Consider the following 22,894-nt stretch of genomic DNA (forward strand, 5'->3'; position numbering starts at 1 on the left):
GCGCCGACATGACCGCGACTCAACCTTTCGATGTCGAGGCCGTTGCCGACGGCGCTGCGACCGAGTTCACCGTAACCCGGGACGGCGAGAGCCGCCGGTATCGGATCCCGACGGGCGAACATCACGACTATCTGGAGTTCTTCCGGACTCTTGCGAGGGATTTCGGGACCCGCACGCCCCATGTCTATGAGGGACCAGCGCCAAGCGAGGGTACCGAGCCCGACTGGCGCCCACTGATCGTCGAGAATCTGAGCCCGCGAACAACGGCCGGCTATGGCGATCCCGCCGTCCTCAAGACGGACGAGGGCTATATCCTGACGGCGACGTCCAACGATGCCCCCGACGCTTTCCCGATCCTTCGCTCCTACGACCTGGAATCCTGGACTCACGAAGGATTCGTCTTTCCCGAGGGCCATGCCCCCGAATGGACCGCGCACGGCACCAGGATCGGCGACTTCTGGGCACCGGAGATGGCCAAGGTCGGCGACGAATATTGGCTCGTCTATACGGCGCGCCAGCGTTCGAACGCGCTCGCCATCGGCCTCGCCAAGAGCGACAGTCCGCTGGGTCCGTGGCGCGATCTCGGCCGGCCGTTGCTGAGCGGACACGCCGTCAACACGACCGGCCTTCCCGATCATCCGGACCAGCCCGTGCTGAGCGGCGGAGTGATCGATTCCCACATCTTCATCGATTCGGACGGCACCCGCTATCTGTTCTGGAAGCGCGACACGAACGGAGTCTGGCCGCGCCCTCTCGCCGGCCTGATGCGGCAACGGCCGGAGCTGATCGACCGGCTCTTTTCGGCAGAACCGGACCGTCGCACCGCCGCCTTCGCCGCGGCGATCCAGCCCTGGGCGAATGCGCGCCGTCCGATGGAGCGCTTTTTCCTGATGCAGCCGCTGATCGAGGCGGTGCTCGACAGCTGGCGCCACGTGAAGACGGTGCTCGCCGACTATCCCGAAGCGTCGGCGATCGTCGACGCCATGACCACGCCGATTCATGCCCAGCGCATGTCGGAAACGGGAGAGCTGATCGGCGAGGACAAGCTGGTCCTGGCCAACGACCTCGACTGGGAGGGCCATCTGATCGAGGGGCCCTGGGTGACCAGGCAGCAGGGGCGCTACTGGATCTTCTACGCCGGCAATGATTTCGGGACGCCCGCTTACGGCATCGGCGTTGCCGTCGCCGACCATCCGCTCGGCCCCTATGTCAAGCAGCCCGAGCCGTTGCTGAAGACGACCCCGAGCTGGTGGGCGCCGGGCCATGCTTCGGTCGCGCCGGGGCTCGACGGCGAACCGCAGCTCTTCTTCCACGCCTTCTTCCCGAAGACCGGCGGCTACAACGCCTTCCGAGCCCTGCTGACGACCAAGCTTCACTTCACCCGCGACCAGGTCGAGCTGGCGCCGCTCCCGGCACCGGTCCAGCGAACCGGCACCGAACTGAGCTGAACGCCCAGGCGGATCGAATGGGCGCCGTCGGCGGCGGCGCGCCTTTGCGGCGCTAGAGCGAGATCCGCTTCTGCCGTCCCCCGGCACCGCCAGGGGAGGTATCGGATGCCAGATTCCGGGTCCGGGTGCCTCCCGCCGAATCGTTGGCCACGGCCTCGGGTCCGTGGAGGTTCATCAGCGAGTTCATCAGGCTCTCGTCGGCGCTCGAGCAGATTCCGATCACCGTCGCTTCAGAGCAACCGTCCGCGACGACGTAGGCATGGCCCATGTTCGAATCGAGGTAGATGGACTCCCCCTTCTCGAGAACGACCGGATCGTAGAATTCGGTGTGCACCTCGATCCGGCCATCGAGCACGAAGATGAACTCCTCGCCCGGGTGACGGACGAGATCCCCGAATTCCTCCACCGTCTTCGCACGGATGTTGGTGATGATCGGAATCATCCGCTTGCGACGCAGTTCCGGGCACAGATAGTGATAGTCGTAATTGGGCGTCGTGACCTGGATCGCCCGGTCGAGCCGGCCGATGCTCCGCCGGGCGGTCACGGCCTCCGGGCCTTCCGGCGATTCGGCAAAAAGCTCCGACATCCGCATCCCGAGCCGCTGGCTGAGCTGCTGGAGCTTGTCGTAGGTGAGCGTCAGCCGGTCATGCTCGACCTTGGAGAGGGTCGAGACCGGGATACCGCTGCGCTCGCTCATTTCGCGCAGAGTCCAGCCATTTCTGGCCCGGAGCCCCTTCAGCAGCTTGCCCAGGGTGGGCTGTTCCGAAGTCATCCGATCGCAGTCCCCTCATCTCATGTTTGACATTTTTCCGATCAGGATCATTATGTCCTGATCAGACATAGATCGTCGTCCTGTTCAAACAATAGTCCGGCCGAGCCGGAGAGGCAAACGATCGTGAACATGGGAGGGGTGAGATGCGATCAGCGAAGTTCCTGACAATCGGGCTGATGGCGCTCGCCGGCCTCGCCGCGGCGGCTCAACAGGTACAACCGGTCGGCCCCACCGTGGTGCCAACGGAACCGACCGCGACAATCGCGGCTCCACCCCCAACCCAGCCGCGCCAACCCACGCCCGGCGCTCGCGAACTCACGGCGGAGGACGTGAACGCCTGGCTTGACGGCTTCATCCCCTATGCGCTCGGCACCGGCGACATTGCCGGCGGCGTGATCGTGATCGTCCGGGACGGCCAGGTCCTCACGCAACGGGGCTTCGGCTTCGCCGATGTCGAGCGGCGCACCCCGGTCGACCCGGAGCGGACCCTGTTTCGTCCGGGATCGGTCTCGAAACTGTTCACCTGGACGGCGGTGATGCAGCTCGTCGAGCAGGGGCGGCTCGATCTCGACGCCGACATCAACCGCTATCTCGATTTCGAGATCCCGCCGCGGGACGGGCAGCCGGTCACCTTGCGCAACATCATGACCCACACAGCGGGCTTCGAGGAGACGCTCAAGAATCTGCTGGCGACCGAGCCCAACACGACTCCGCCCTACGAGGAGCTGCTGAAGGCGTGGGTGCCCGAACGGGTGTTCGCTCCGGGAACCACCCCAGCCTATTCCAATTATGCCACGAGCCTGGCCGGCTACATCGTCCAGCGGGTTTCCGGTCAGCCGTTCGATGACTATGTCGAACAGCACATTTTCGCACCGCTCGGGATGCGCAGTTCGACCTTTCGGCAGCCGCTGCCGCCGCACCTTCGGCCGCGAATGGCACAGGGCTATCGGCTCGGCTCCGGCGATCCGGTGGGGTACGAATATGTCGGGCCGCGCCCGGCCGGCTCCCTGGCCGCCACCGGCGCCGACATGGCGCAATTCATGATCGCGCACCTCAATCAAGGCGCAGGCCTGCTGAGGCCGCAAACGGCACGGCTCATGCACACCACCGCCCATCCGAGCGTCGGCCCGCTCAACCGGATGATGCTGGGGTTCTACGAAACGACCGTCAACGGCCGTCGCGCCATCGCTCACGGCGGCGACACGGTCGGGTTCCATTCCGACCTCCAGCTCTTCCTGGACGACAATGTCGGCATCTTCGTCTCGTTCAACTCCGGCGGCCGCGAGGGCGCCGTCGGTGGGCTGAGGGCCGCGATCGTCGACCAGTTCGCCGATCGCTATCTTCCCGGTCCGAGTGACACGCGCCGAGTGCCGGCGGATCAATCTGCCGAACATGCGCGAATGCTTGCCGGAACCTATACCAATTCGCGCGGCGCCTTTTCGAGTTTCATGAACGTGCTCGAGCTGGTCGGGCAAGTGAAGATCGGCGTGGACAAGGAGGGCCGTCCCGTGGTCCCCCTGCTGCTCGGCCTGAATGGCCAGCCGCGTCGCTGGGTCGAAGTGGCGCCGTTCGTGTGGGACGATCCCGACAGCCACGAGCGGCTCGCGGCCGTCGTCGAGAACGGACGCGTGGTGCGCTTCAGCCTCGACACCATTTCGCCCTTCATGGTGTTCGACCGCACTCCCTGGCACCGGGATTCCGCCTGGCTGCTTCCCGCCTTGCTGCTGGCGCTCGCCATCCTTGCGGTCACGGCCCTGTTCTGGCCGGTCCGATGGCTGGTCCGGCGGCGGTTCGGCGCGAGCCTGGCGCTCGAGAAGCGCGAGCTGATGAGCTACCGGCTCGTTCGCGGCGCCTCCTGGCTGATCCTGCTTACCCTGCTCGGCTGGACGGCGGCGATCGCCACGATGATGACTGACTTCAACAATCTCAGCGGCGCTTTCGACCCGATCATCTACGCCCTGCAGATCCTGAGCTTCATCGCCTTCCTGGGTGGCCTGGGAGTCATGCTTTGGGACGCCTGGCTGGTTTGGCGGGCCCGGCGGGGCTGGAAGGCGAAGGTCTGGAGCCTGGCCCTGGTCTTCGCGGCGATCATCGTGGTTTGGGTAGGCGTGGCCTTCAACCTGCTGAGCTTCGGCGCGAACTACTGATGCCGGCCCGCAGCCTGGCCGTGCGGTCGGAAAAGCTCCGCCTGCAGTTCCCATTCCGAATCTCCGGCTACGTCTTCGAGCATATGGAGGCGGTCCTCGTGACGATCCGCGAGGGCCGCCACGAGGGACGCGGCGAAGCTTCGGGAGTCTATTATCTCGGCGACGACCTCGGCCAAATGCTGGCTGGGCTCGAGGCCGCCCGGAAGAGTGTCGAAGCGGGGATCAGCCGGTTGGAGCTGCAGGCGCTGATGCCCGCGGGCGGTGCCCGCAACGCGCTGGATTGCGCCCTTTGGGAACTCGAGGCGGCGATGGCGGGGCGGCCGGTCTGGCAGCTTGCCGGACTGTCGGCGCCAGAACCGCTCGTCACCACCTTCACCCTCAGCGCGGACGACCCTGAAAGTGTCGCTGCCGCAGCCCGTCGCCTCGTCGATGCCCGGGCCATCAAGCTCAAGCTGACCGGTGAGATGGAAGCGGATCTCGCCAGGATCCAGGCGGTGCGCGAAGCCCGGCCGGAGGCCTGGCTCGGGGTCGATGCCAATCAGGGCTATCGTCGCGAAGAACTCGACCGGCTCATCGAAGCGCTGGTCCAGGCGCGAGTCTCGCTGCTCGAGCAACCGCTTGCCCGGGGGAAGGAAGCCGATCTCGAAGGCTATCGGTCCCCGATCCCGATCGCGGCCGACGAGAGCGCGCTCACGCTCGCGGATCTTCGCAGCCTCGTCGGCCGCTTCGACGTGGTCAACATCAAGCTCGACAAGTGTGGCGGCCTCACCGAGGGCCTTCGCATGGCCGCCGAAGCGCGCCGGCTCGGCCTCAAGGTGATGGTCGGCAACATGGTCGGGACGAGTCTCGCAATGGCGCCGGCCTTCCTGCTCGGCCAGCTGTGCGATTTCGTCGATCTGGACGGTCCGGCCTTCCTGGCCCGGGACCGCAGCCCCGGCGCCGTTTATCGCGACGGCTTCATTTCGGTCGGCGAAGAGGTCTGGGGCGGAGCGGGCAGGCTGGCGGCGTGAGCGGGACAACGGACGGAGCGCCGACCTGGTTCGGACAGCCGCGCGGACTCACCATCCTGTTCCTGACCAACATGTGGGAGCAGTTTTCCTATTTCGGAATGCGCGCGCTGCTCGTCTACTACATGACGACGACGCTGCTGATGGAGCAGCAGGCTTCGTCGACGATCTACGGCTTCTACACCGCCTTCGCCTATTTCACCCCGATCATCGGCGGGACGATCGCCGACCGGTGGCTCGGCAAGCGTCGCGCCGTGATCATCGGCGCCTCGATCATGGCCGCTGGTCATTTCATGATGGCCTTCGAGCCTGCATTCTACTTCGCGCTGGCAACGATCGCGCTCGGCAACGGCCTGTTCCTGCCGACGCTTCCCAGCCAGATCAACGACCTCTACGAGGCGGGTGACCCGCGTCGGCCCTGGGCGTACAACGTCTATTATGTGGGCGTGAATCTCGGCGCCTTCCTGGCGCCTCTGGTGTGCGGAGGACTGGGGGAAACATTCGGCTGGCATTACGGCTTCGGCGCGGCCGGTGTCGGAATGCTGCTCGGACTCCTCGTCTATCTTGCAGGCGGAAAATATCTCCCGCGGGAAGCCCGCGCCGTCGAAGCCGAGGCACTCTCCCCGACCCGGCGGCGGCCGGGGCGCGAAACCGCCCTGCTGCTGCTCGGGATCGGCCTCGCGGTGACAATCTTCCGCGGTGCCTACGAGCAGATCGGCAACACCATCGCGCTGTGGATGCGGGATGATGTCGACCGCCTCGTCGGCGGCTTCGAGCTGAGGGCCACCTGGTTCTTCTCGCTGAACCCGCTGCTGGTCATCGCCGTGACGCCCGTCCTGCTCGCCTGGTGGAAGCGGCAGGCCGCCCGCGGACGGGAGCGCTCGCCGATCCAGAAGATGGCGGCCGGCGCGCTTCTGGTCTCCCTGGCCTACCTCCTGTGCGCCGCCGCCGAACAGATTTCGGGCGATGGCCCGGTCAGCTGGCTTTGGCTGCTCGCCTTCTTCGTCGTCTTCACACTGGGGGAGCTCTACATCCTGCCGAACGGCCTCGGCATCTTCGCCCGGCTCGCACCGCCAAGGCTCGGCGCAAGCACCGTCGCCGCCTGGTACCTCGCCATCTTCGCTGGAAGCCTTGCGGCCGGACAGGTCGGCCGATTGTGGAGCTTGCTCAGCCAGACGGCCTTCTTCCTCCTCCTGGCGGCGATCGCCGCCATCGCTTCGGGAGTCCTGCTGATGCTCGACCGGCCCGCACGACGGGTGATCGGGGAAGCTGGCGACAGACACGGCCCGAGCGGCGAGGCTCAGCCGAAAAGTCGGGTTTGACATTTTTCTGTTTAGGACATTAGTGTCCTTATCAGAACAAAAGAATCCAGGAGAGGAGCGGTTGGTCTTGAGCCCGACAAGACGGCAGATGCTGCAGGGTGCTGCAGCGGCGAGCCTGGTCGCCTTTCCGATGGTCAATTTCGGCCGTTACGCCGTGGCTGGCGCTCAGGAGCGAACCTATTCCGCGCGGGCGGTTGGGCTGGTCGAATCTTCGCTGGTGATCGACATGCTGGCGGTCCCGCGGATCGACTTTCGCCCGTCCTCGTACAGCGAGCCTCTGACCGAGGCGGAGGTGGCGCAATTCCGAGCCTCCGGGATCAATGCGATTCACAATGCGCAGGGGATCGGCACCCGTGAGCAGGCGCTGGAGTTTCTTGCTGCGTGGCAGGGCTTTGCCGGCCGCCAGCCCGATCTGTTCGCACTGGTCGACACGGCCGCGGACCTCGACCGGGCCAAGAGCCAGGGCCGGATCGGGATGATCATCGGCCTTCAGAACGCGTCGCACTTCAACACTCCGGAAGATGTCGCTTATTTCTATGGACTCGGCCTGCGCTGCGCCCAGCTCACCTACAACAGCCAGAACCGGATCGGTTCGGGAAGCACCGACCGGGTCGATGGCGGGGTCAGCAGCTTCGGCGAGCAGATCGTCCGGGCGATGAACGAGGCCGGGATGCTGATCGACGTTTCGCATTGCGGCGACCGCACCACCCTCGATGCGATCGAGCTTTCGAGCAAGCCGATCGCGATCACCCATTCGAACTGCAGGGCGCTCAACAGCCACCCCCGGAACAAGACCGACGAGGCGATACGGGCGCTCGCCCGGAAGGGCGGAGTGATGGGCATCACCGGAGTCCGCAATTTCGTGAGGGATCGCGATCCAACCCATGTCGGCCACATCGTCGACCATATCGAACATGTCGCCCGGCTGGTCGGCATCGAGCATGTCGGAATCGGCTCCGATGCCGACCTCAACGGCTATGACGACATGCCGTCCGACCAATATGAGCAGCTGAAGGGCCTTTACGCTTCGAGCTACGCCTTTCGCGACAAGCTCGACACGGACGGCTTCGATCACCCGCGCAAGATCTACGATCTGACCGAGGCGCTGATCCGGCGTCGGCACAGCGATTCCGACATCGCGCTCATCCTTGGCGGCAATTTCAGGCGCCTGCTCGGCGCAACATGGCGGTGACCGCAACAGCGGCGCTCGAAACACGGGAAGGGGAGTAGGGGAGATGAAGTCGAGAAAGGTACGGGGGGCGCTGCTGACCGCCGCGGCAGTGGCAGCCTTGACCGCCGCCAGCACCGCCCAGGCGCAGGATCGGTCGCTCGTTCAGGAATCGACCGACCCGCAGGCGGCGGGCGCGGCGGGGAACCAGGATGATCAGGTGATCCTCGTCACCGCTCAGAAGCGCCAGGAAGACCAGCAGGACGTACCGATCTCCATCAGTGTGATCGGCGGCGAGGATCTGGTCGAAAGCGGCGCAACCCAGCTGACCGAAATCGCCGGCTATGTTCCGGGACTTCATGTCGGCAATCTCGGAGCGCCGGGCCAGACCCTGGTCTCGCTGCGCGGAATCGCGCCGCTCGGCGCTGGGGCGAGCGTCGGCACCTATGTCGACGACGCGCCCGTGGGATCGAGCACGGTCTATACCGAGAGCGCCGGATTCACCGTCGACCTGCTCCCTTATGATCTCGCCCGCATCGAAGTCCTGAGGGGCCCGCAAGGCACGCTTTATGGCGCCAGCACGATCGGCGGACTGCTCAAATATGTGACGGTCGCGCCCGATCTCGACGAATTCAGCGCCCGCGCCGGCGTGGAAGCCTTCAACATCCGATATTCGGGAGACATCGGCTTCGCCGCTCAGGCGCTGATCAACGTGCCGATCGTCGTCGATCGCCTGGCCATGACCGCCAGCTTTGCGCATCGCCGCACACCCGGCTGGATCGACAACAGCCAGACCGGCGATCGGGACCAGAACGGGTTCGATCAGACGGGCTTCCGCGCCAGCCTTCTTTGGCAGGCGACCGACCGACTGCGCGTGCGCCTTTCCGCTCTCTACCAGGAGATCGACTCCGACAGCAGCGGGATCATCGCCCAGGACCTTGCCGGAACGCCCGTCGGCAATGGCCGCTCCAACTTCAACTTCGTGCCGGAACCGTTCGAATCCGAGTTCCAGAACTATGCCGCGATGGTCGAATATGATCTCGGCTTCGCCACCCTTTCGTCGACGACGACCTATACGGATGCGGAGCGGCTCGAGGCGGTCGATGCGAGCCGTATCTTCGGCGTGCTGTTTCCGCTCCTGACCGGCGGAGCCATCGGTCCGGGGATCACGCCTTTCGACAATCGGATCACCATGGAGAAGATCACCGAAGAGGTCAGGCTGACCTCGCCTGGCGGAGGCCGGTTCGAATGGCTGCTCGGCTTCTTCTACACGGACGAGGAAGCCAATAACCGGCAGATCGTCAACAGCTTCGATCTCGACGGCAACGTCATTGCGCCGCTCGATCCGCTCGCCACGGTCGCGCTGCCGTCGACCTACAAGGAATATGCCCTGTTCGGCAACGCCACCTGGCGAATCAGCGACCAGTTCTGGCTCAGCGGCGGCCTTCGCTGGGCCCGCAACGAACAGACCTTCCGCCAGATATCCTCCGGCGCGATCGTTCCCACCGCCGACGATCCCGGTGAATCGGAGGAGGATGTCTTCACCTTCAGCCTCAGCCCCCAATATCACTTCAACAGGGACACGATGATCTATGCCCGGGTAGCGACGGGCTATCGTCCGGGCGGTCCGAACGTGACCTTGCCGGGCGTTCCCCCGACCTTCGACGCCGATACGGTGACCAATTACGAGCTGGGCCTCAAGACGCGGCTCGCCAATCGGACGGTTTCGCTCGACGTCGCGCTGTTCAGAATGGACTGGGACGACATCCAGATCACCCAGGCGTTCGGCGGAACGTCCGGCCTCGCCAATGGCGGAACGGCACGAAGCCAGGGAGTCGAAGCGGCGCTGTTGTGGGAACCGGTCGACGGCCTGACGCTTGGCGCCAACGGCGCTTATACCGACTCCGAACTGACCGAGGATGCGCCGGCGATCGGCGGTCTCGACGGCGATCGGCTCGCGCTCGTTCCGAAGTTCAGCGGCGCATTGACCGCCAATTATCGATTCCCGATCGGCGCCACCACGGATGCCGAAATCGGCGGCGGAATCCGTCATACCGGCCGCCGCTTCTCGGCCGTCGAAAGCGATCCCGATGCGCTTCCGGTCGGCTCCTATACGGCCATAGACCTCAACGCGTCGATAACCTTCAGCGACCGGTACACACTCCGATTCTATGTTCGCAATCTGACCGACGATTCAGGTCCGATCTCCCGATCGCTGATCAACAATGGCCTCAACCAACCCAGCCACATCAACGTCGTGCCGTTGCAGCCCCGAACGATCGGCGCCGCTCTCGACGTGAGATTCTGATCTTGGGAAGGGGCAAAGCCGCGGTCGACCTCCACCGTCTCGGAAAGTGAAGTGCTGTCCAATCGCCTCGACCAACAGCCGGAGAAGGGGCTGGCCGGCACGGAGAAGCGTGCCGGGCAGCTCGATCTCCCCACACCTTACCTCCTGTTTCTCGGGGACGTCAGCGAGGCGGCCTTCGCGAAGACGGCGTTCGGACTGAAGGACTGGGCCGCCGACAAATGCGTCGGCGAGTTCGCCCTGGCCGGAGCAAGGATATCGACAGGGCTGCCTTTCCTGCCCCCAAAGGCGGCGGCCGAGCGGGGAGCCCGATCGATGGTGATCGGAGTGGCCAATGCCGGCGGTGTTCTCGCTGCGGCCTGGCTTCCCGCTTTGGTCGAAGCGCTCGAGGCTGGGCTGGACATCGTCAGCGGAATGCACATGCGCCTGCTCGACCACCCGCTGCTGAGGGACAAGGCGGCCGAGTTGGGCCGGCGGCTGATCGACGTTCGGACGCCGCCCGCCGCAATTCCGGTGGCGACCGGGCGCAAGCGCAGCGGCAAAAGATTGCTCACCGTCGGCACCGACTGCGCGCTTGGGAAGAAGTATAGCGCCCTGGCGATCGAGCGCGGCTTCAGAGCGCGCGGGATCGACAGCGATTTTCGAGCGACGGGACAGACCGGCATCATGATCGCCGGCGCCGGGATCCCGCTCGACGCCGTGATATCCGACTTTGCGGCCGGTGCCGCCGAGATGCTGAGCCCGGACTCGGAGCCTGAGCATTGGGACGTGATCGAAGGCCAGGGTTCGCTGTTCCATCCGGCTTATGCCGGCGTGTCGCTGGCTCTGCTCCATGGCAGCCAGCCCGACGTGATCGTCGTCTGCCACGACGCCTCGCGCCATCGCATCCTCGGCAATTCAGAGTTCGCCCTTCCCAGCCTGGAGGAGACGATCGAGACCAACCTCCGGCTCGGTGCGCGGACCAACCCCAAGATCCGATGTGGCGGCGTCGCGATCAACACGTCGACGCTTCCCGTCGGTCAGGCGGAGGCGTTGCTCGATCGGGAAGCCGACCGGATCGGGTTGCCGGTCGCGGACCCGATCCGCCGGGGCGAGCGCTTCGAGCGGCTGCTCGATCGCTGCCTGGGCTGATGGCTGGGAAGGCGCCTTCGCAATCCACCTTCTTCCAGCGCTTCCTGCTGCCTGGTCTCGCGTTCAAGGCGGTCGTGATCGGCGGCGGCTATGCCACCGGCCGCGAGATTGCCGAATTCTTCCTGGCCAGCGGTCCGCTGGGCGGACTTTGGGGGATGTTGCTGGCGATGGGGCTCTGGAGCGGGGTTTGCGCCCTCACCTTCCTGTTCGCCCGGACTGTCGCGGCGGCCGATTATCGCACCTTCTTCCAGGCGCTGCTCGGGCCCTTCTGGATCCTGTTCGAGATCGTCTACATCCTCTTCCTCGTGCTTGTTCTGGCGGTGGTGACGGCGTCGGCCGGAACCATCGGCACGGCGACGTTCGGGCTCCCACAATGGGCTGGCGGCGGCGCGCTGATGGCCGCCATCATCGCCGTTTCGGGGTTCGGGACGGACGCGGCGGAGCGGCTGTTCCGCTATTCGTCGCTCTACATCTACGCCATCTACGCGGCTTTCCTTCTGCTCGCCTTGCTGAGCTTCGGCGGCCGCATCGCCCCGCAACTGGCCGAAGCGCCGGCCGGCCCTGGCTGGGCGATCGGCGGCGTGACCTATGCCGGCTACAATGTCGTCGCGGCGGTCGCGATCCTGCCCTTCCTGCGTCACCTGACAAGCGACCGCGATGCCATTGCCGCGGGGCTTCTCAGCGGACCCCTTGCCATGGTTCCGGCGCTGCTCTTCTTCCTGTGCATGGTGGCCTGGTACCCCGAGGTCGGTGCCGAGGCGCTGCCCTCCGACTTCCTGCTCCGCCGGCTCGACGCGCCCTGGTTCCACTGGCTGTTCCAGGCGATGATCCTGTGCGCGCTGCTGGAAACCGGGATCGGAATCGTCAACGCGATCAACGAGCGCCTGGCCGCGGGCGCGAAACGGAACCGCCGGACCTTCCCACCAGGTCGCCGGCTGGCGGTCAGCGCGATCCTCGTCGTCGGTTCGGGCGCGCTCGCCGCCCGGTTCGGCCTGATCGAGCTGATCGCCCAGGGCTATGGTGCCTTCGGCTACGTCATTCTGGCCGTCTTCGTCCTTCCGCTGTTCACGATCGGAATCGCCCGCATCCTCAGCTCCCGGTCCGGAGGTCACCATGCTTAAGCGACTCGTCCTTTGCCTTTTCCTGTTCGTCCCGGGACCGGCACTCGCCGATCCCCCGGCCGGTTTCGTCGAGCGGGTCGAGAGCTTGAGGCAAAGCTTCGGAAGTCCGGGAGCGACGGTGGCGATCGTGGAAAACGGCCGAACGACCTTCGCCCGGGGTTTCGGTGCCACCCGCCTGTCGGGCGGGCGTCCGGTCGATGCCGACACCAATTTCTTCACCGGCTCCACGGGCAAGGCTTTCACCGCCGCGGCACTGGCCATTCTCGTCGACCAGGGCCGACTGAACTGGGACGACAAGGTGATCGACCACATGCCCGACTTCCGGATGTACGATCCGTGGGTCACCCGCGAAATGACGGTGCGCGACCTGCTCGTCCATCGGTCCGGTCTGGGTCTCGGCGCCGGCGACCTGCTGTTCGTTCCCCGTTCCGATCTCAGCCGGCGAGAAGTGATGCGCCGGCTACGCCATATCCGCCCCGCCACCAGCTTTCGAAGCGGCTATGCCTATGACAACGTGCTCTACATCGTCGCCGGCCAGCTGATCGAGGAGGTCAGCGGCACGAGCTGGGAGCAGTTCATTCGGCGCAACCTGCTTCGTCCGGCGGGAATGGACCGTGTGACCCTCGACCCCGAAGGACGCCGCTCGGACCGGAATCATGCCCATCCTCACGCCCGGATCAGCGGGCCTGTCCGCGGCCTCGGCGCTATCGAGCCGCTCGGGCCCGATGCCGTCATCGCCCAGGTTGCGGCTCCGGCCGGCGGATTATCCGTCAGCGCGAACGACATGTCGCGCTGGATCGCGCTTCAGCTCGCCCGCGGCGCCCTTCCGGGCGAGCGCCGATTGTTCAGCGAAGCACAGTCCCGGCAGATGTGGAGCCCGGCCGTGCTGATTCCGCCGCAATCCCTTCCCGAGCCGCTTCGCGGCATCCAGCCCTTGTTCAACACTTATGCGCTCGGCTGGAACGTGCGCGATTATCGCGGCGAGCGGATCGTCATGCACAGCGGCGGCGTCTTCGGGTCGGTCGCGATGGTGGTGCTCATTCCCGAGCGCAATGTCGGCTTCTTCATCGCCCTCAACAGCGAAGAAAGCGCGATGCTTGCCGGGCTCACCTGGGAGCTGATCGACCATTATCTCGGCCAGCCCCGCGCCGACTGGCCCGATCGGTTCCGTGGCTTCCTCCATTCGCGACTTCAGGCCGCGGCCGCCGCCCTCGCGGCGCCGGCCGCTCAACCCGCGCAGGTCGGGCCTTCACTGCCGCTCGGTCGCTATGCCGGCGACTATAATGATCCCTGGTTCGGAACGATCGAAATCCGCGAGCAGGCCGGGCGGCTGAACGTGAGCTTCCCGCATTGGCCGGGCCTGACCGCCACGCTCGAGCACTGGCAGTATGACACCTTCCGAACCCGCTTCAACGATCCGTCGATGGAGCCGGCCTATGTGACCTTCCAGCTCGACGCCAACGGACAGGTGGAGCGGATCACGATGCGCGCCGTGTCGCCGGCCGCGGACTTCAGCTATGACTATCACGACCTGCTGTTCACACCGGTGCAGGATGGCCGCAGCGGGTAGCGTTCAAGGTCGAACCCCCGACTGACAGCAGATTCCAACACGCTGCGGTCCGTCAAGAACTTCGCCGGCTCACATCATTCCTAGTCACCGGGCTGCCGATCACCTTCGCCAGCGCGACGCCTGCGATTGCCGCGCCGGCGGTTCCCGCTCTCCATCCGGATCTGCATCAGGGCGGCCTCGGTGAGGCGTCCAGTTCGAGCGGTGTCAAGCAAGGTGAACCGACGCCCGGCCGCGGCATCGAACTCCTCCCGCGAGACGCCCCGGTTGAAGTTGGTATCGGCCTCCATCAGTGGGTGAGGGATGGCCAGCAGGCCGAAGCGCGCCGCACCTGCCATGGCGGTGGCCGGTCCGGCCCTTCCTTCACCTCTTGCGCGCCCACCACCACGCGGGCGCCCACCGCCGCCGCCCCGGCCCCGGCGCATCTGTCCTGCGTTCTGCGTGAACGCGCCTGTGCCAAGCGCTCCGCGGTTTGAAATTTCGGGGAAGACGTTGGTCTCGTAATGCGTGATTTCCAGAGGCTCGAGTTCGCCGTCTTGATCAAGGTCGAACGCAACGAAAGCCTGCGCGAAATCGGCGCGGAACTCGGCAAGGCTGAGGGCGCCATCGCCGTCGGCGTCCGCTTGGCGGAACCAGCTGCTCATGGGGTGCAGGCCGCCACCGCCGGGGCGGAACACCTGGCCGGCAGGACTGACGAACAGCCGCATTCCGAGGCCGCGCGTCGCGGCTTCGTCTTGATCGGCAGCTGGCTGAGCTTGCGCGTCGGCTACCCTGCCGATGAGAACCAACAGCGCAACGGCGCCCACTCGCAACGATCTGAATCTCACCTTGGCGCCTCCATGCTGCGCCTGGCGCACCTAGCTGCTTGCCGCTTGCGGCGCCCGCTCAAAGATGTCTCGATTTGTCGTGAACTGTCGCAGATAAACGCTCCGGGATGCACGGAATGCTGCACATCGGTCTGCTGAGGTTCGCAATGCCACGCTGGCGCAGAAGAAGGGGACGCTCCGACGATGGGAGCGCCCCTGCTTCGTCAAACTGCCTCAGCGCCGACGGTTGTTGCTCGCTGCCGCGGTCTGGATCTCCTGGCGCAGCCTTCGAATGCGCTGCTGAAGCGAGCGCCGCTCGTTCGCGGTGAAGCCGCCTCGCGCATATTGGCGTTCCAGACGTGTAAGAGCGCTCAGCTGGTTGCGCAGCGGCTGGGCTTCGTTCCGCGAGATCGTCCCGCGTTGAAGGCCGCGGTCGAACTGCTGTTGCAGACTCCCGATCTGACTGTCGAATCCGCTTTCACGGGATTGTGCCATGGCGGGCGCGGCTCCGGCAGACAGAGCGGCAGCGGCGGCGATGCTCAGGATCATCTTCTTCACGTTGGTTCCTCCTCCAAGCCCGCACTGGGGCGATGAGGATAAAGTGAGGCTCACCTGTCGCTAGAATATACCCGCACCCGCGGAGATTTGTCGCCAGAGGTGTCGATACATCTCACGACAAAACACCTCTGCTGAAGACAAACCTTCGCGACAAGACGTTCCCATGTCAGCTCATCGAAGGCGCGAGATTGCCGCCCATTCAATGAGGTTTGAACCATGTCTATTTCCCGCCGCCTGATTACTGCCGGCCTGCTTGCCGGCACCCTCCCAATGCCGCTCCATGCCCAGGATCCAACCGCACCGGCCGCTACACCTCAGCCGGTTGAGGAGGAGCCGGAGGCTCTCGAAGTGCCGGCAGAGGGCCAGGCCGAGGAGATCATCGTCACCGGCACGCGACTTCGCGGCCAAGTAGACAGCGACATACCGCCCGAGGTTCAGCTCAACGAGGAAGATATCCAGGCCTATGGCCTCGGATCTATCTCTGAGCTGCTCGAAGCGCTCGAGCCGCTCACTCGTAGCGCACGGGGCCGTGGGCAGGGCCGTCCGGTCATCCTCCTCAACGGACAGCGCATCTCGGGCTTCTCCGAAGTGCGCAACCTGCCGACGGAAGCGATCGAGCGGGTAGACATACTGCCGGAGGAAGTGGCCCTCCGCTACGGCTACAGGGCTGACCAGCGGGTGGTGAACTTCGTGCTCAAGGCGAACTTCAGCGCCGTCACCACCGAGATCGAGGGCGGCCTCGCCACTGACGGCGGCCGTTCGACTTATGGGGCGGAAGCCAACATCCTCAACATCAACGATGCCGGACGCTGGAATGTCGAGGCGGAATATCAGCACCAGACACCCCTTTTCGAAAGCGAGCGCGACATCCTCCTGCCCGAGGGTGCGCTCGACGAACGGGAGTTCCGGACGCTTCTGTCCGAAAGCGACGAACTCTCGATCGGCGGAACATTCAACCGCATGATCGGGGAGGTCGGAGCAACGATCAACGGCCGGCTCGACGTCAATTCCAGCCGAGGCTTCATCGGCTTGGCGCCCTCGGGCGAAGCGACTGCCCTTACCCGAGAGACGGACACTCGAAACGCCCATGTCGGGGTAGTGCTAAACGGCGCCGTCCAGCCAGTCCGCTGGTCCTTCACCGCCAACTTCGACCGCGGCCATTCCGAGTCGGTGATCGAGACCGACACGGTGCCAAACACGTCGCAGACCTTCACCCAGGTGGCCAATGCGGAACTGGTCGCGAATACGCCCCTGTTCGATCTTCCCGCAGGCGAGGTGTCGACCACCTTGCGCCTCGGCGCGGAGCACCAGGGGCTTCGCGGCGAGTCGATGCGGGGCGGCATCTTCGAGACGAGCGAGCTTTCGCGCAGCCGCGGCAACGTCCAGGTGAGCCTGGACGTGCCGATCGCCAGCCGGCGCCAGGGCGTGCTGGATGCCATCGGCGACCTTTCGTTGAACCTCAACGGCCAGGTCGAACAGCTCTCCGACTTCGGTACGCTCACCAGCATCGGCGCAGGCCTGAACTGGTCGCCGATCCAGCAGGTGCGGGTGATCGCGTCCTTCACGAATGAGGACGGCGCCCCCTCGATGCAGCAGCTCGGCGATCCGTCGGTGCTGGTTCCCAACGTGCGCGTCTTCGACTTCCTGCGCGGCACGACCGTGGATATCGCGCGGCTCGAGGGCGGCAACCCCGACCTGCTCGCCGACAACCGTCAGGTTTGGAAGCTCGGCGTGACCGTGCGGCCGATCGAAGAGACCGACCTCGTGTTGCGCGCGGATTATGCCAACAGCCGGATCCGTAACCCGATCGCCTCGTTCCCGACGGCCACGCCCGAGATCGAAGCGGCCTTTGCGGATCGGTTCGTCCGCGATGCCGAGGGCAATCTCATCAGCATCGACGCCCGGCCGGTGAACTTCGCCAGCTCCGAGCGCAGCGAGCTGCGCTGGGGCTTCAATTACTCGCGCTCGCTGGGCCAGCAGGATGCCCGGCGAGGCGGCGGCGAAGGCGGGGACGGAGAAGGTCCGGCTGCCGGGGCGGGACAGCGCGGCGGCGGGATGGCCCGCGGCCGCGGCGGCGGGACCCGCCTTCAGTTCGGGCTCTTCCACACCTGGCATTTCACGGACGAGATCCTGATCCGCGAAGGGGTGCCGGTGCTCGACCTGCTGAATGGCTCGGCGGTCGGCAGCAGCGGCGGGCAGCCGCGCCACGAGATCGAGGCGCAGGCGGGGATCTCCGGCGGCGGACTGGGCGCCCGCCTCTCGGCGCAATGGCGCAGCGGGACGACCGTGAACGGAACGGCCGATGGGCTCGGCGGCACGACCGGCGATCTGGACTTCTCCGGCCTGGCGACGGTGAACCTCCGGCTCTTCGCCAACCTCGATCAGCAGGAGGCACTGATCAGGAACGCGCCGTGGCTGAGCAACACACGGGTGACTTTGTCCGTCAACAACCTGTTCAACAGCCGGCTGCGGGTCACGGATGCGAGCGGCCTGACGCCGATCAGCTACCAGCCCGATTATCTCGACCCGCTGGGACGCTCGGTGATGATCGGGATTCGCAAGCAATTCTGATTTCGGCGCATCCGTTCCCCGGTTCGGAGCCGCGCCCTCTTGGCAGGGAAATGACACATGCAAGAACCGCACATCTCCTCGCGTTCGTCACCCATCCACGCCGGGTGCTGACTCGCGACCAGCTGCTGGACCTCAGCCAGGAGCGTGAGCTTGCCGCGTTCGATCGGCCGATCGGCAACCATATCTCGCGCCTCTGGACGAAGATCGAGGAGAATCCATCCGATCCGAAGCTGGGCAAGACGGTGTGGGGCGGCGGCTACATTATGGGAAATGGCGGACAAATCGACGCGACAAGCGGAGGCCATGAATGCAATTCAGTCTAGGCAGAGGAGCCACCATGAAGAGGATCATACTCACGAGCGTCGCTGCATTGGCTGTCGCCCGCGGCGTCTCGGCTCAGCAGCCGGGGCCGGCGCAGTCCGGGGACATATACCGTGCGGCGGCCGTCGCCGACGCCGAGCGGCGCTTTGCCGCACTCGACACTGACGGCAATGGGGAGCTCAGCCAGGCTGAGAAGCAGCAGATTCTCGAGCAGCGCCGGGCGCAGCGCCTGGCGCAGCTGAGTCCGCAGGACCGCGCACGCTTCCAGCAGCGCCTGGCCGAACGCGGCGACGCCCAAGGCCGCGGGAACCGCGGCATGCGCGGCGGACGAGGTGGCGACCGCGGTCCAATCACCTTCGCTCAGTTCCGCGCGCAGGCCGAGCAACGCTTCGACCGGCTTGACCTGTCGGGAACGGGGTCATCGATCGGGCGGAGCAGGAGCAGCTTCGTGCCCAGCGGGCCGACCGGCGCGCCGATTGAGGTTTACACTGGCTGATTCAGCTGATGCCTGCCGTTCCGAGCCGACCGCCGTAATTTCAGGATCACGGCGGGCGGCCGCCCTTTACGGATATCCTTGCGGCGTCCGGGTTCCTGCACTTGAGGCACGTCGGCACGCGGGGCAGACCCTGGACCCGTAATGCGATCGCCAGAGGGAACCCAAGAGCTCTTCGGGAAATCCCTAGCCAATCGATCTTTTGGAGGATGGTGGACAGGGCTTCCGCCTAGTCGTTCGAGTTAAGTGTCACAGATAACATCAGAGTTATAAAGCGAGTGGCCGTCGTTCCCACACCCATTCCCACAGCTTCGCCCGCTGGAGCCAACAACGAGGTCAACTTACTGGCGCTGAGGAGGGCGACGCCCGACGCCATGGACTTTGCCACTAACGTTCACCATGAACACACGTACCCCGAGTGGCCAATCGCCTGCAGGTCCTTTGGCTTGCAACTCTCGCGCTTTAGCGGAGCCCTGCGCCGTGTAGAATCTCCGGCCGCGAGGGTCCCGTGGCCGATACGGGAAGGAGCCACCACGGGAACTAACTTCGGTGTAGCGCGTCTCACCAATCAATCTGGAGCGCAAGCAGGAGAGGCGCTTGGACCGGCACACCATAGCCTACTTGCTCATCGCCCTGCTACTCATCGCAGCCGCCGCGGCGATCGCACTCACCATGTACTATTCACGGGAGCGAGTGTACCGGCGTCAACTCCGTCGTCAGCGTTCCGCCACCGACGCCCGTCTCGATTATCGGCGGTAGCGAAGACGCCGGCTTGGACGTACTATTCCTGTGCTGAGCGAGCCATAGAGGCCGCCTCAAGGCCGCTCGGGGACCGCGCCCGCCGAAATGGCAATCTCTGAGCCGACCGATGAAGGCGATCGCCTCTGTGCATCCGCCTGCTCTTCCACTGCCGACGGCGCGCTTTCTTCAACGAACGGGTCCGACGCCAATCTTCGGTCAACACCCAGACCAGTGCCCCAGCCACGGCTAGTACTCCGATGGCACCCAGGGAAATCATCAACATCGCGATCTCCAGATGAGGTGTGTGCAGCAATGATAGTTGAGCCACGACTCCTGCGAGGAGCCATGAGTTGACCAGATCCTGTCAGGTCATTCTTCCTCCGGCGGGGGCGGGATATCCGAGAAGTCGACGAGCTTCGCGGTCTTGATCGTGCCCCCGGAGTTGATGGTGACCATTAGGTCGCCGTCGTCGTCGGTGTCGTTCTCGCGTTGCCATAAGATGAAACTGTCTTCGTCGGGCACCGGCGCTTCCGCACGTGCCTTGATCTGAATACCGCGCTGATCGTAGCGGGCGATCTCCACCCGATTCACTGCAAAGCCCCAAGCGCGCCAATTCAGCCAAAGGATCTGAGGCGCCTCCGGAATGTCCTCGAACACTGTGATTTGGGGAAATGACTCATCCTGAGAGTTGATACCGAAGCCCCACAGGTCGTCGCCGGAGCGAGTCTGGATGGCCGAGCCGTAACCGGCTCGTCCCATGCGATCTCGGACCGACAGGAACGGCTTGCGATCAGGATCAGTGTCGGAGCTCAGCTGAAGCTCGAAAGTGTCACCGAAGTCGCCCCACCCCCTGAACGCCGCACCGTATTGGTAGGTGGTGAAGTCGTAACGCGAGTCGTGGACTACGCCGTGCACGCGAATAAACCCGGCACCGGGATCCTGATCGTCCACGTTCTGAAGGCCAGCTTCGATGCGGGTATCGAGCTCCTGTCGCACCTTGAGCACCAAGGAGTCGTAGCCAGTGGGCGCAGCCGCCTGCACCACCTCAGGCAGAGGGCTCCTCAACGCCACATGATCTACTGTCACTCGCAGTTCGATTCTGGAAGATGTGCTTACGTCGGCGTCCGTGAAAGTGGATGCGTCTCCGGGAGCGTAGTACCAGCCAGGATTATCCTCGATCGCGGAATTGTAGCATCGGACACCATTCGGCGCATATGAACCTATATACTCGCCGCCTTTAACCTCCCAGTTGAGGCCGTCGAACGTGTTCAGTGTCTCCTTCACAACAGTTAGCGATAGCGCAGTTCCAACCTGCGTGAATGTGTCTCCGGCACGGGAATAGCGGCGAATTTGCAGAGTGCCGTTAGCACTGCCGCCAAACACTTCTACCTTCGAGATTATTCCGTTCGCGGGAACGACCTGAGCGAAGACCAACGTTGAGCCTATATCAAGCCCAGCAACTGGCGTTTGCTCCCGACCTATCGATGACTGCCTGGTTGTGAGCAGACTCAAGACATCATCCAAGTTGTAAGACATTAGCCCCCCCTTCTGATGGCTGTGGCTTCTCTACACACGAGACTCGCACTGGCAAGGGTGAGCCCAGCCATGTGCGCCGTGTTCAGCCGGGCTGAAGACCTTGGACCGTAGCCCGCCCTCTTCGAACCTTTCCCGCCAATGACCAATCTGTTCAGGTGCTGAAGCGCAGCGCGTGGTATCCTTCAGGCCATGCGGAAAGCTCTTATCCTCGGCGGAATCGCCCTCGCCCTGCTTGACTCAGCGGCTTATTCGACTGCGCCGCCAGCGAGCGAGTGGGAGATTGGACCGGTCATCCGGGGCAGGAACTACTCGGTCGGGATGCCATTGCGTCCGGCACAAGCGGGGAACGGGTGGTTCTTCGACTTTCCCGTTGGCTGCGACACCGGCCATGTACACTACGTCACTTTCGAACCGGGACCACTGACCAACGCAAGACGTCTCGTCGTGCGCTATCGAGTGGACGCGCCATCCGGAACCAGGTTCATTCCCCAGGAGGCACCACAGTTGCCCGGCACAGTGTCGTTCGTGATCCAACGTCGGGGCGATAACTGGAGTGCGCGGGGAAGGCACGAACACTATCGGTGGTATGCTCCGATAGATTCAATACGTGAGATCGCGCGTGGCGAGCACGAGGTCACACTCCGGCTAGACGATCCGGCGTGGGGCTCGGTGATGGGGCGGACAGCAGCCGAGCTTCCGGATCAGTTCCGAGAGGCTCTCGCTAATGCTTCGCGTATTGGCTTAGTTTTTGGATCCCGCTCCGGCCGCGGACATGGTGTCTGCGCCACAAGGCCAGCGCGATTCACGCTGATCAGTTTCTCCATTCTTTGAGGGGAGCTGTCACCACCAGGCTCTCAGCGGCGTCCGCAATGACCCGAACGCGAAACTCGCTCAATGACGAACTGACCCTGCGCGCGGCTCTTCAAGCAGCTTCACCACGCGCTCCAGAATTCCCCTGAAGGTTTCCGCGCCTCGCTTGTCCCCCGCGTCGCCAAGCTCCTGAACTCGCTTCGCAGCATGGACGATGGCGCCGCGACCATACCTTTGAACCAGCGCGTTCGCGCAGGCCCAGAGTTCCCAGTCCGAGATCACGTCAGGACTTTCACCGCCGCCGCGAAGAGTAGGCAGACGACACCCATCGTCATCAGGCCCCACTCACCGACTTTGATAGGGCCGGCGTCCTTCTTCACGGGCCTTCGAATGCGCACGACTAGGCCGCCGGCGCAGCGTCAGACCGACGCCTGATCCAGGGATCGCTGGTCCGCTCCATCTCCATCAGGTCTTCGGGAAAGCAGCGCCCCTGGAACGACAGCACCTCATCGAGAGAGCCGCGGAGCCAGAGGTCGTAATCCTCCTCGTGCAGAAGCACCGGCATGCGATTGTGGACTGGGCGGACGAACTCGTTGCAGTCGGTCATCAGGCCTGAATAGACCGGTCCCCATTCGTCAGAGTTCTTCCACATACCGGCTCAGGCGAAGATCGGCCGATCGCGCAGGGTGAACCACGTCCGCGTCTTCGATCCCTTCTCGCCCTCCGCCTCGCAGAATCCGCTCAGCGGGATGATGCAGCGATGCTCCGGCTTGCCGGCGATGAAGCGCCACATGAAGCTCGTGAGGTCGGCGATGTTGTTGACCGGCTTGGGCTTCGTTCCCGGCTTCATCGACTTGAGCTTGAGTGGGAAGCCCCAAGTCATCGACTGGAGGATTCGGTCGCCGCCTTCCTCCCGAACGACCATTCCCTGGCCGCTGGGGTAGACCTCCCCCGCGCCGGCGTTGAAGTTGAGCGGCATTTGGGCTCGAAAATGAGCAGCCACCTCGGAGGGACTCGATCGGGTCGTATAGAGGTTGCACATCAGGGCGCAGATAGCACGAGGGCCAAGT

At 64.7% G+C, this 22,894-nt stretch carries 17 protein-coding genes and 1 pseudogene; 13 read left to right on the forward strand and 5 right to left on the reverse strand.

Features of this window, described 5'->3' with window-relative positions:
* The first annotated feature begins 8 nt into the window (after window positions 1-8).
* On the forward strand, window positions 9-1,448 hold the full coding sequence (locus ACRYLT_RS03875) for a family 43 glycosylhydrolase (protein ID WP_482662794.1): 1,440 nt from the start codon (window positions 9-11) through the stop codon (window positions 1,446-1,448).
* A gap of 52 nt (window positions 1,449-1,500) precedes the next feature.
* Here ACRYLT_RS03875 and ACRYLT_RS03880 read toward each other — a convergent pair whose 3' ends face one another.
* Entirely contained in the window at window positions 1,501-2,220 is a 720-nt protein-coding gene (locus ACRYLT_RS03880) for a helix-turn-helix domain-containing protein (protein WP_482662795.1), read from the reverse strand.
* Window positions 2,221-2,363: 143 nt separating this feature from the next.
* Between ACRYLT_RS03880 and ACRYLT_RS03885 the strand changes: the two genes are divergently transcribed.
* The 8 genes from ACRYLT_RS03885 (at window position 2,364) to ACRYLT_RS03920 (ending at window position 13,991) form a co-directional block, all read left to right on the forward strand.
* The gene (locus ACRYLT_RS03885) at window positions 2,364-4,367 is read left to right on the forward strand and encodes a serine hydrolase domain-containing protein (protein WP_482662796.1); all 2,004 of its coding nucleotides are present in this window, start codon (window positions 2,364-2,366) and stop codon (window positions 4,365-4,367) included.
* Entirely contained in the window at window positions 4,367-5,377 is a 1,011-nt protein-coding gene (locus ACRYLT_RS03890; RefSeq protein WP_482662797.1) for a dipeptide epimerase, read from the forward strand. The genes ACRYLT_RS03885 and ACRYLT_RS03890 overlap by 1 nt, the downstream gene beginning before the upstream one ends.
* Window positions 5,374-6,696 (forward strand): peptide MFS transporter, encoded by a 1,323-nt coding sequence (locus ACRYLT_RS03895; RefSeq protein ID WP_482662798.1) that lies wholly within the window; start codon window positions 5,374-5,376, stop codon window positions 6,694-6,696. Before ACRYLT_RS03890 ends, ACRYLT_RS03895 begins: the two co-directional genes overlap by 4 nt.
* A gap of 67 nt (window positions 6,697-6,763) precedes the next feature.
* Window positions 6,764-7,888, forward strand: a complete 1,125-nt coding sequence (locus tag ACRYLT_RS03900; RefSeq protein WP_482662799.1) for a dipeptidase — start codon at window positions 6,764-6,766, stop codon at window positions 7,886-7,888.
* A gap of 43 nt (window positions 7,889-7,931) precedes the next feature.
* Complete coding sequence (locus ACRYLT_RS03905) at window positions 7,932-10,172, forward strand: TonB-dependent receptor (RefSeq protein ID WP_482662800.1); 2,241 nt, start codon at window positions 7,932-7,934, stop codon at window positions 10,170-10,172.
* A 90-nt stretch (window positions 10,173-10,262) separates the two neighbouring features.
* A complete protein-coding gene (locus tag ACRYLT_RS03910; RefSeq protein ID WP_482665389.1) occupies window positions 10,263-11,300 on the forward strand; it encodes an N-acetyltransferase DgcN family protein in 1,038 nt (345 codons plus the stop codon).
* Window positions 11,300-12,421 carry a YkvI family membrane protein gene (locus ACRYLT_RS03915; protein WP_482662801.1) on the forward strand — a complete coding sequence of 374 codons (1,122 nt, stop codon included), beginning with the start codon at window positions 11,300-11,302 and terminating at the stop codon, window positions 12,419-12,421. Before ACRYLT_RS03910 ends, ACRYLT_RS03915 begins: the two co-directional genes overlap by 1 nt.
* On the forward strand, window positions 12,414-13,991 hold the full coding sequence (locus ACRYLT_RS03920) for a serine hydrolase (RefSeq protein ID WP_482662802.1): 1,578 nt from the start codon (window positions 12,414-12,416) through the stop codon (window positions 13,989-13,991). Before ACRYLT_RS03915 ends, ACRYLT_RS03920 begins: the two co-directional genes overlap by 8 nt.
* Window positions 13,992-14,071: 80 nt before the next feature.
* Here the strand turns inward: ACRYLT_RS03920 and ACRYLT_RS03925 are convergent, their stop codons facing one another.
* Complete coding sequence (locus ACRYLT_RS03925) at window positions 14,072-14,695, reverse strand: EF-hand domain-containing protein (protein ID WP_482662803.1); 624 nt, start codon at window positions 14,693-14,695, stop codon at window positions 14,072-14,074.
* Window positions 14,696-15,028: 333 nt separating this feature from the next.
* On the reverse strand, window positions 15,029-15,352 hold the full coding sequence (locus ACRYLT_RS03930; RefSeq protein WP_482662804.1) for a hypothetical protein: 324 nt from the start codon (window positions 15,350-15,352) through the stop codon (window positions 15,029-15,031).
* 216 nt (window positions 15,353-15,568) lie between these two features.
* On the opposite strand from ACRYLT_RS03930, the gene ACRYLT_RS03935 reads away from it, so the two are divergent.
* The 4 genes from ACRYLT_RS03935 (at window position 15,569) to ACRYLT_RS03950 (ending at window position 19,496) form a co-directional block, all read left to right on the forward strand.
* Entirely contained in the window at window positions 15,569-17,923 is a 2,355-nt protein-coding gene (locus ACRYLT_RS03935) for a TonB-dependent receptor plug domain-containing protein (protein WP_482662805.1), read from the forward strand.
* Between the two features lie 50 nt (window positions 17,924-17,973).
* Complete coding sequence (locus ACRYLT_RS03940; protein WP_482662806.1) at window positions 17,974-18,246, forward strand: winged helix-turn-helix domain-containing protein; 273 nt, start codon at window positions 17,974-17,976, stop codon at window positions 18,244-18,246.
* Window positions 18,247-18,260: 14 nt separating this feature from the next.
* The gene (locus ACRYLT_RS03945; RefSeq protein WP_482662807.1) at window positions 18,261-18,740 is read left to right on the forward strand and encodes a hypothetical protein; all 480 of its coding nucleotides are present in this window, start codon (window positions 18,261-18,263) and stop codon (window positions 18,738-18,740) included.
* A gap of 594 nt (window positions 18,741-19,334) precedes the next feature.
* On the forward strand, window positions 19,335-19,496 hold the full coding sequence (locus ACRYLT_RS03950; RefSeq protein WP_482662808.1) for a hypothetical protein: 162 nt from the start codon (window positions 19,335-19,337) through the stop codon (window positions 19,494-19,496).
* A 351-nt stretch (window positions 19,497-19,847) separates the two neighbouring features.
* On the opposite strand, the gene ACRYLT_RS03955 is transcribed toward ACRYLT_RS03950, so the two are convergent.
* Both ACRYLT_RS03955 and ACRYLT_RS03960 read right to left on the reverse strand, forming a co-directional pair.
* The gene (locus ACRYLT_RS03955) at window positions 19,848-21,014 is read right to left on the reverse strand and encodes a hypothetical protein (protein WP_482662809.1); all 1,167 of its coding nucleotides are present in this window, start codon (window positions 21,012-21,014) and stop codon (window positions 19,848-19,850) included.
* 1,210 nt (window positions 21,015-22,224) lie between these two features.
* Window positions 22,225-22,866: pseudogene (locus ACRYLT_RS03960) on the reverse strand (SOS response-associated peptidase).
* Between the last annotated feature and the right edge of the window lie 28 nt (window positions 22,867-22,894).

It is taken from the genome of Sphingosinicella sp. SM1-17, assembly GCF_056821765.1.

Excerpts from the sequence above, each read along its gene's own strand:
- ACRYLT_RS03925 (WP_482662803.1), bottom strand. The coding sequence starts at position 14,695 with ATGCGGCTGTTCGTCAGTCCTGCCGGCCAGGTGTTCCGCCCCGGCGGT.
- ACRYLT_RS03880 (WP_482662795.1), bottom strand. The coding sequence starts at position 2,220 with ATGACTTCGGAACAGCCCACCCTGGGCAAGCTGCTGAAGGGGCTCCGG.
- ACRYLT_RS03935 (WP_482662805.1), top strand. The coding sequence starts at position 15,569 with ATGTCTATTTCCCGCCGCCTGATTACTGCCGGCCTGCTTGCCGGCACC.
- ACRYLT_RS03940 (WP_482662806.1), top strand. The coding sequence starts at position 17,974 with ATGACACATGCAAGAACCGCACATCTCCTCGCGTTCGTCACCCATCCA.
- ACRYLT_RS03875 (WP_482662794.1), top strand. The coding sequence starts at position 9 with ATGACCGCGACTCAACCTTTCGATGTCGAGGCCGTTGCCGACGGCGCT.
- ACRYLT_RS03955 (WP_482662809.1), bottom strand. The coding sequence starts at position 21,014 with ATGTCTTACAACTTGGATGATGTCTTGAGTCTGCTCACAACCAGGCAG.
- ACRYLT_RS03945 (WP_482662807.1), top strand. The coding sequence starts at position 18,261 with ATGAAGAGGATCATACTCACGAGCGTCGCTGCATTGGCTGTCGCCCGC.
- ACRYLT_RS03905 (WP_482662800.1), top strand. The coding sequence starts at position 7,932 with ATGAAGTCGAGAAAGGTACGGGGGGCGCTGCTGACCGCCGCGGCAGTG.
- ACRYLT_RS03890 (WP_482662797.1), top strand. The coding sequence starts at position 4,367 with ATGCCGGCCCGCAGCCTGGCCGTGCGGTCGGAAAAGCTCCGCCTGCAG.
- ACRYLT_RS03915 (WP_482662801.1), top strand. The coding sequence starts at position 11,300 with ATGGCTGGGAAGGCGCCTTCGCAATCCACCTTCTTCCAGCGCTTCCTG.
- ACRYLT_RS03920 (WP_482662802.1), top strand. The coding sequence starts at position 12,414 with ATGCTTAAGCGACTCGTCCTTTGCCTTTTCCTGTTCGTCCCGGGACCG.
- ACRYLT_RS03885 (WP_482662796.1), top strand. The coding sequence starts at position 2,364 with ATGCGATCAGCGAAGTTCCTGACAATCGGGCTGATGGCGCTCGCCGGC.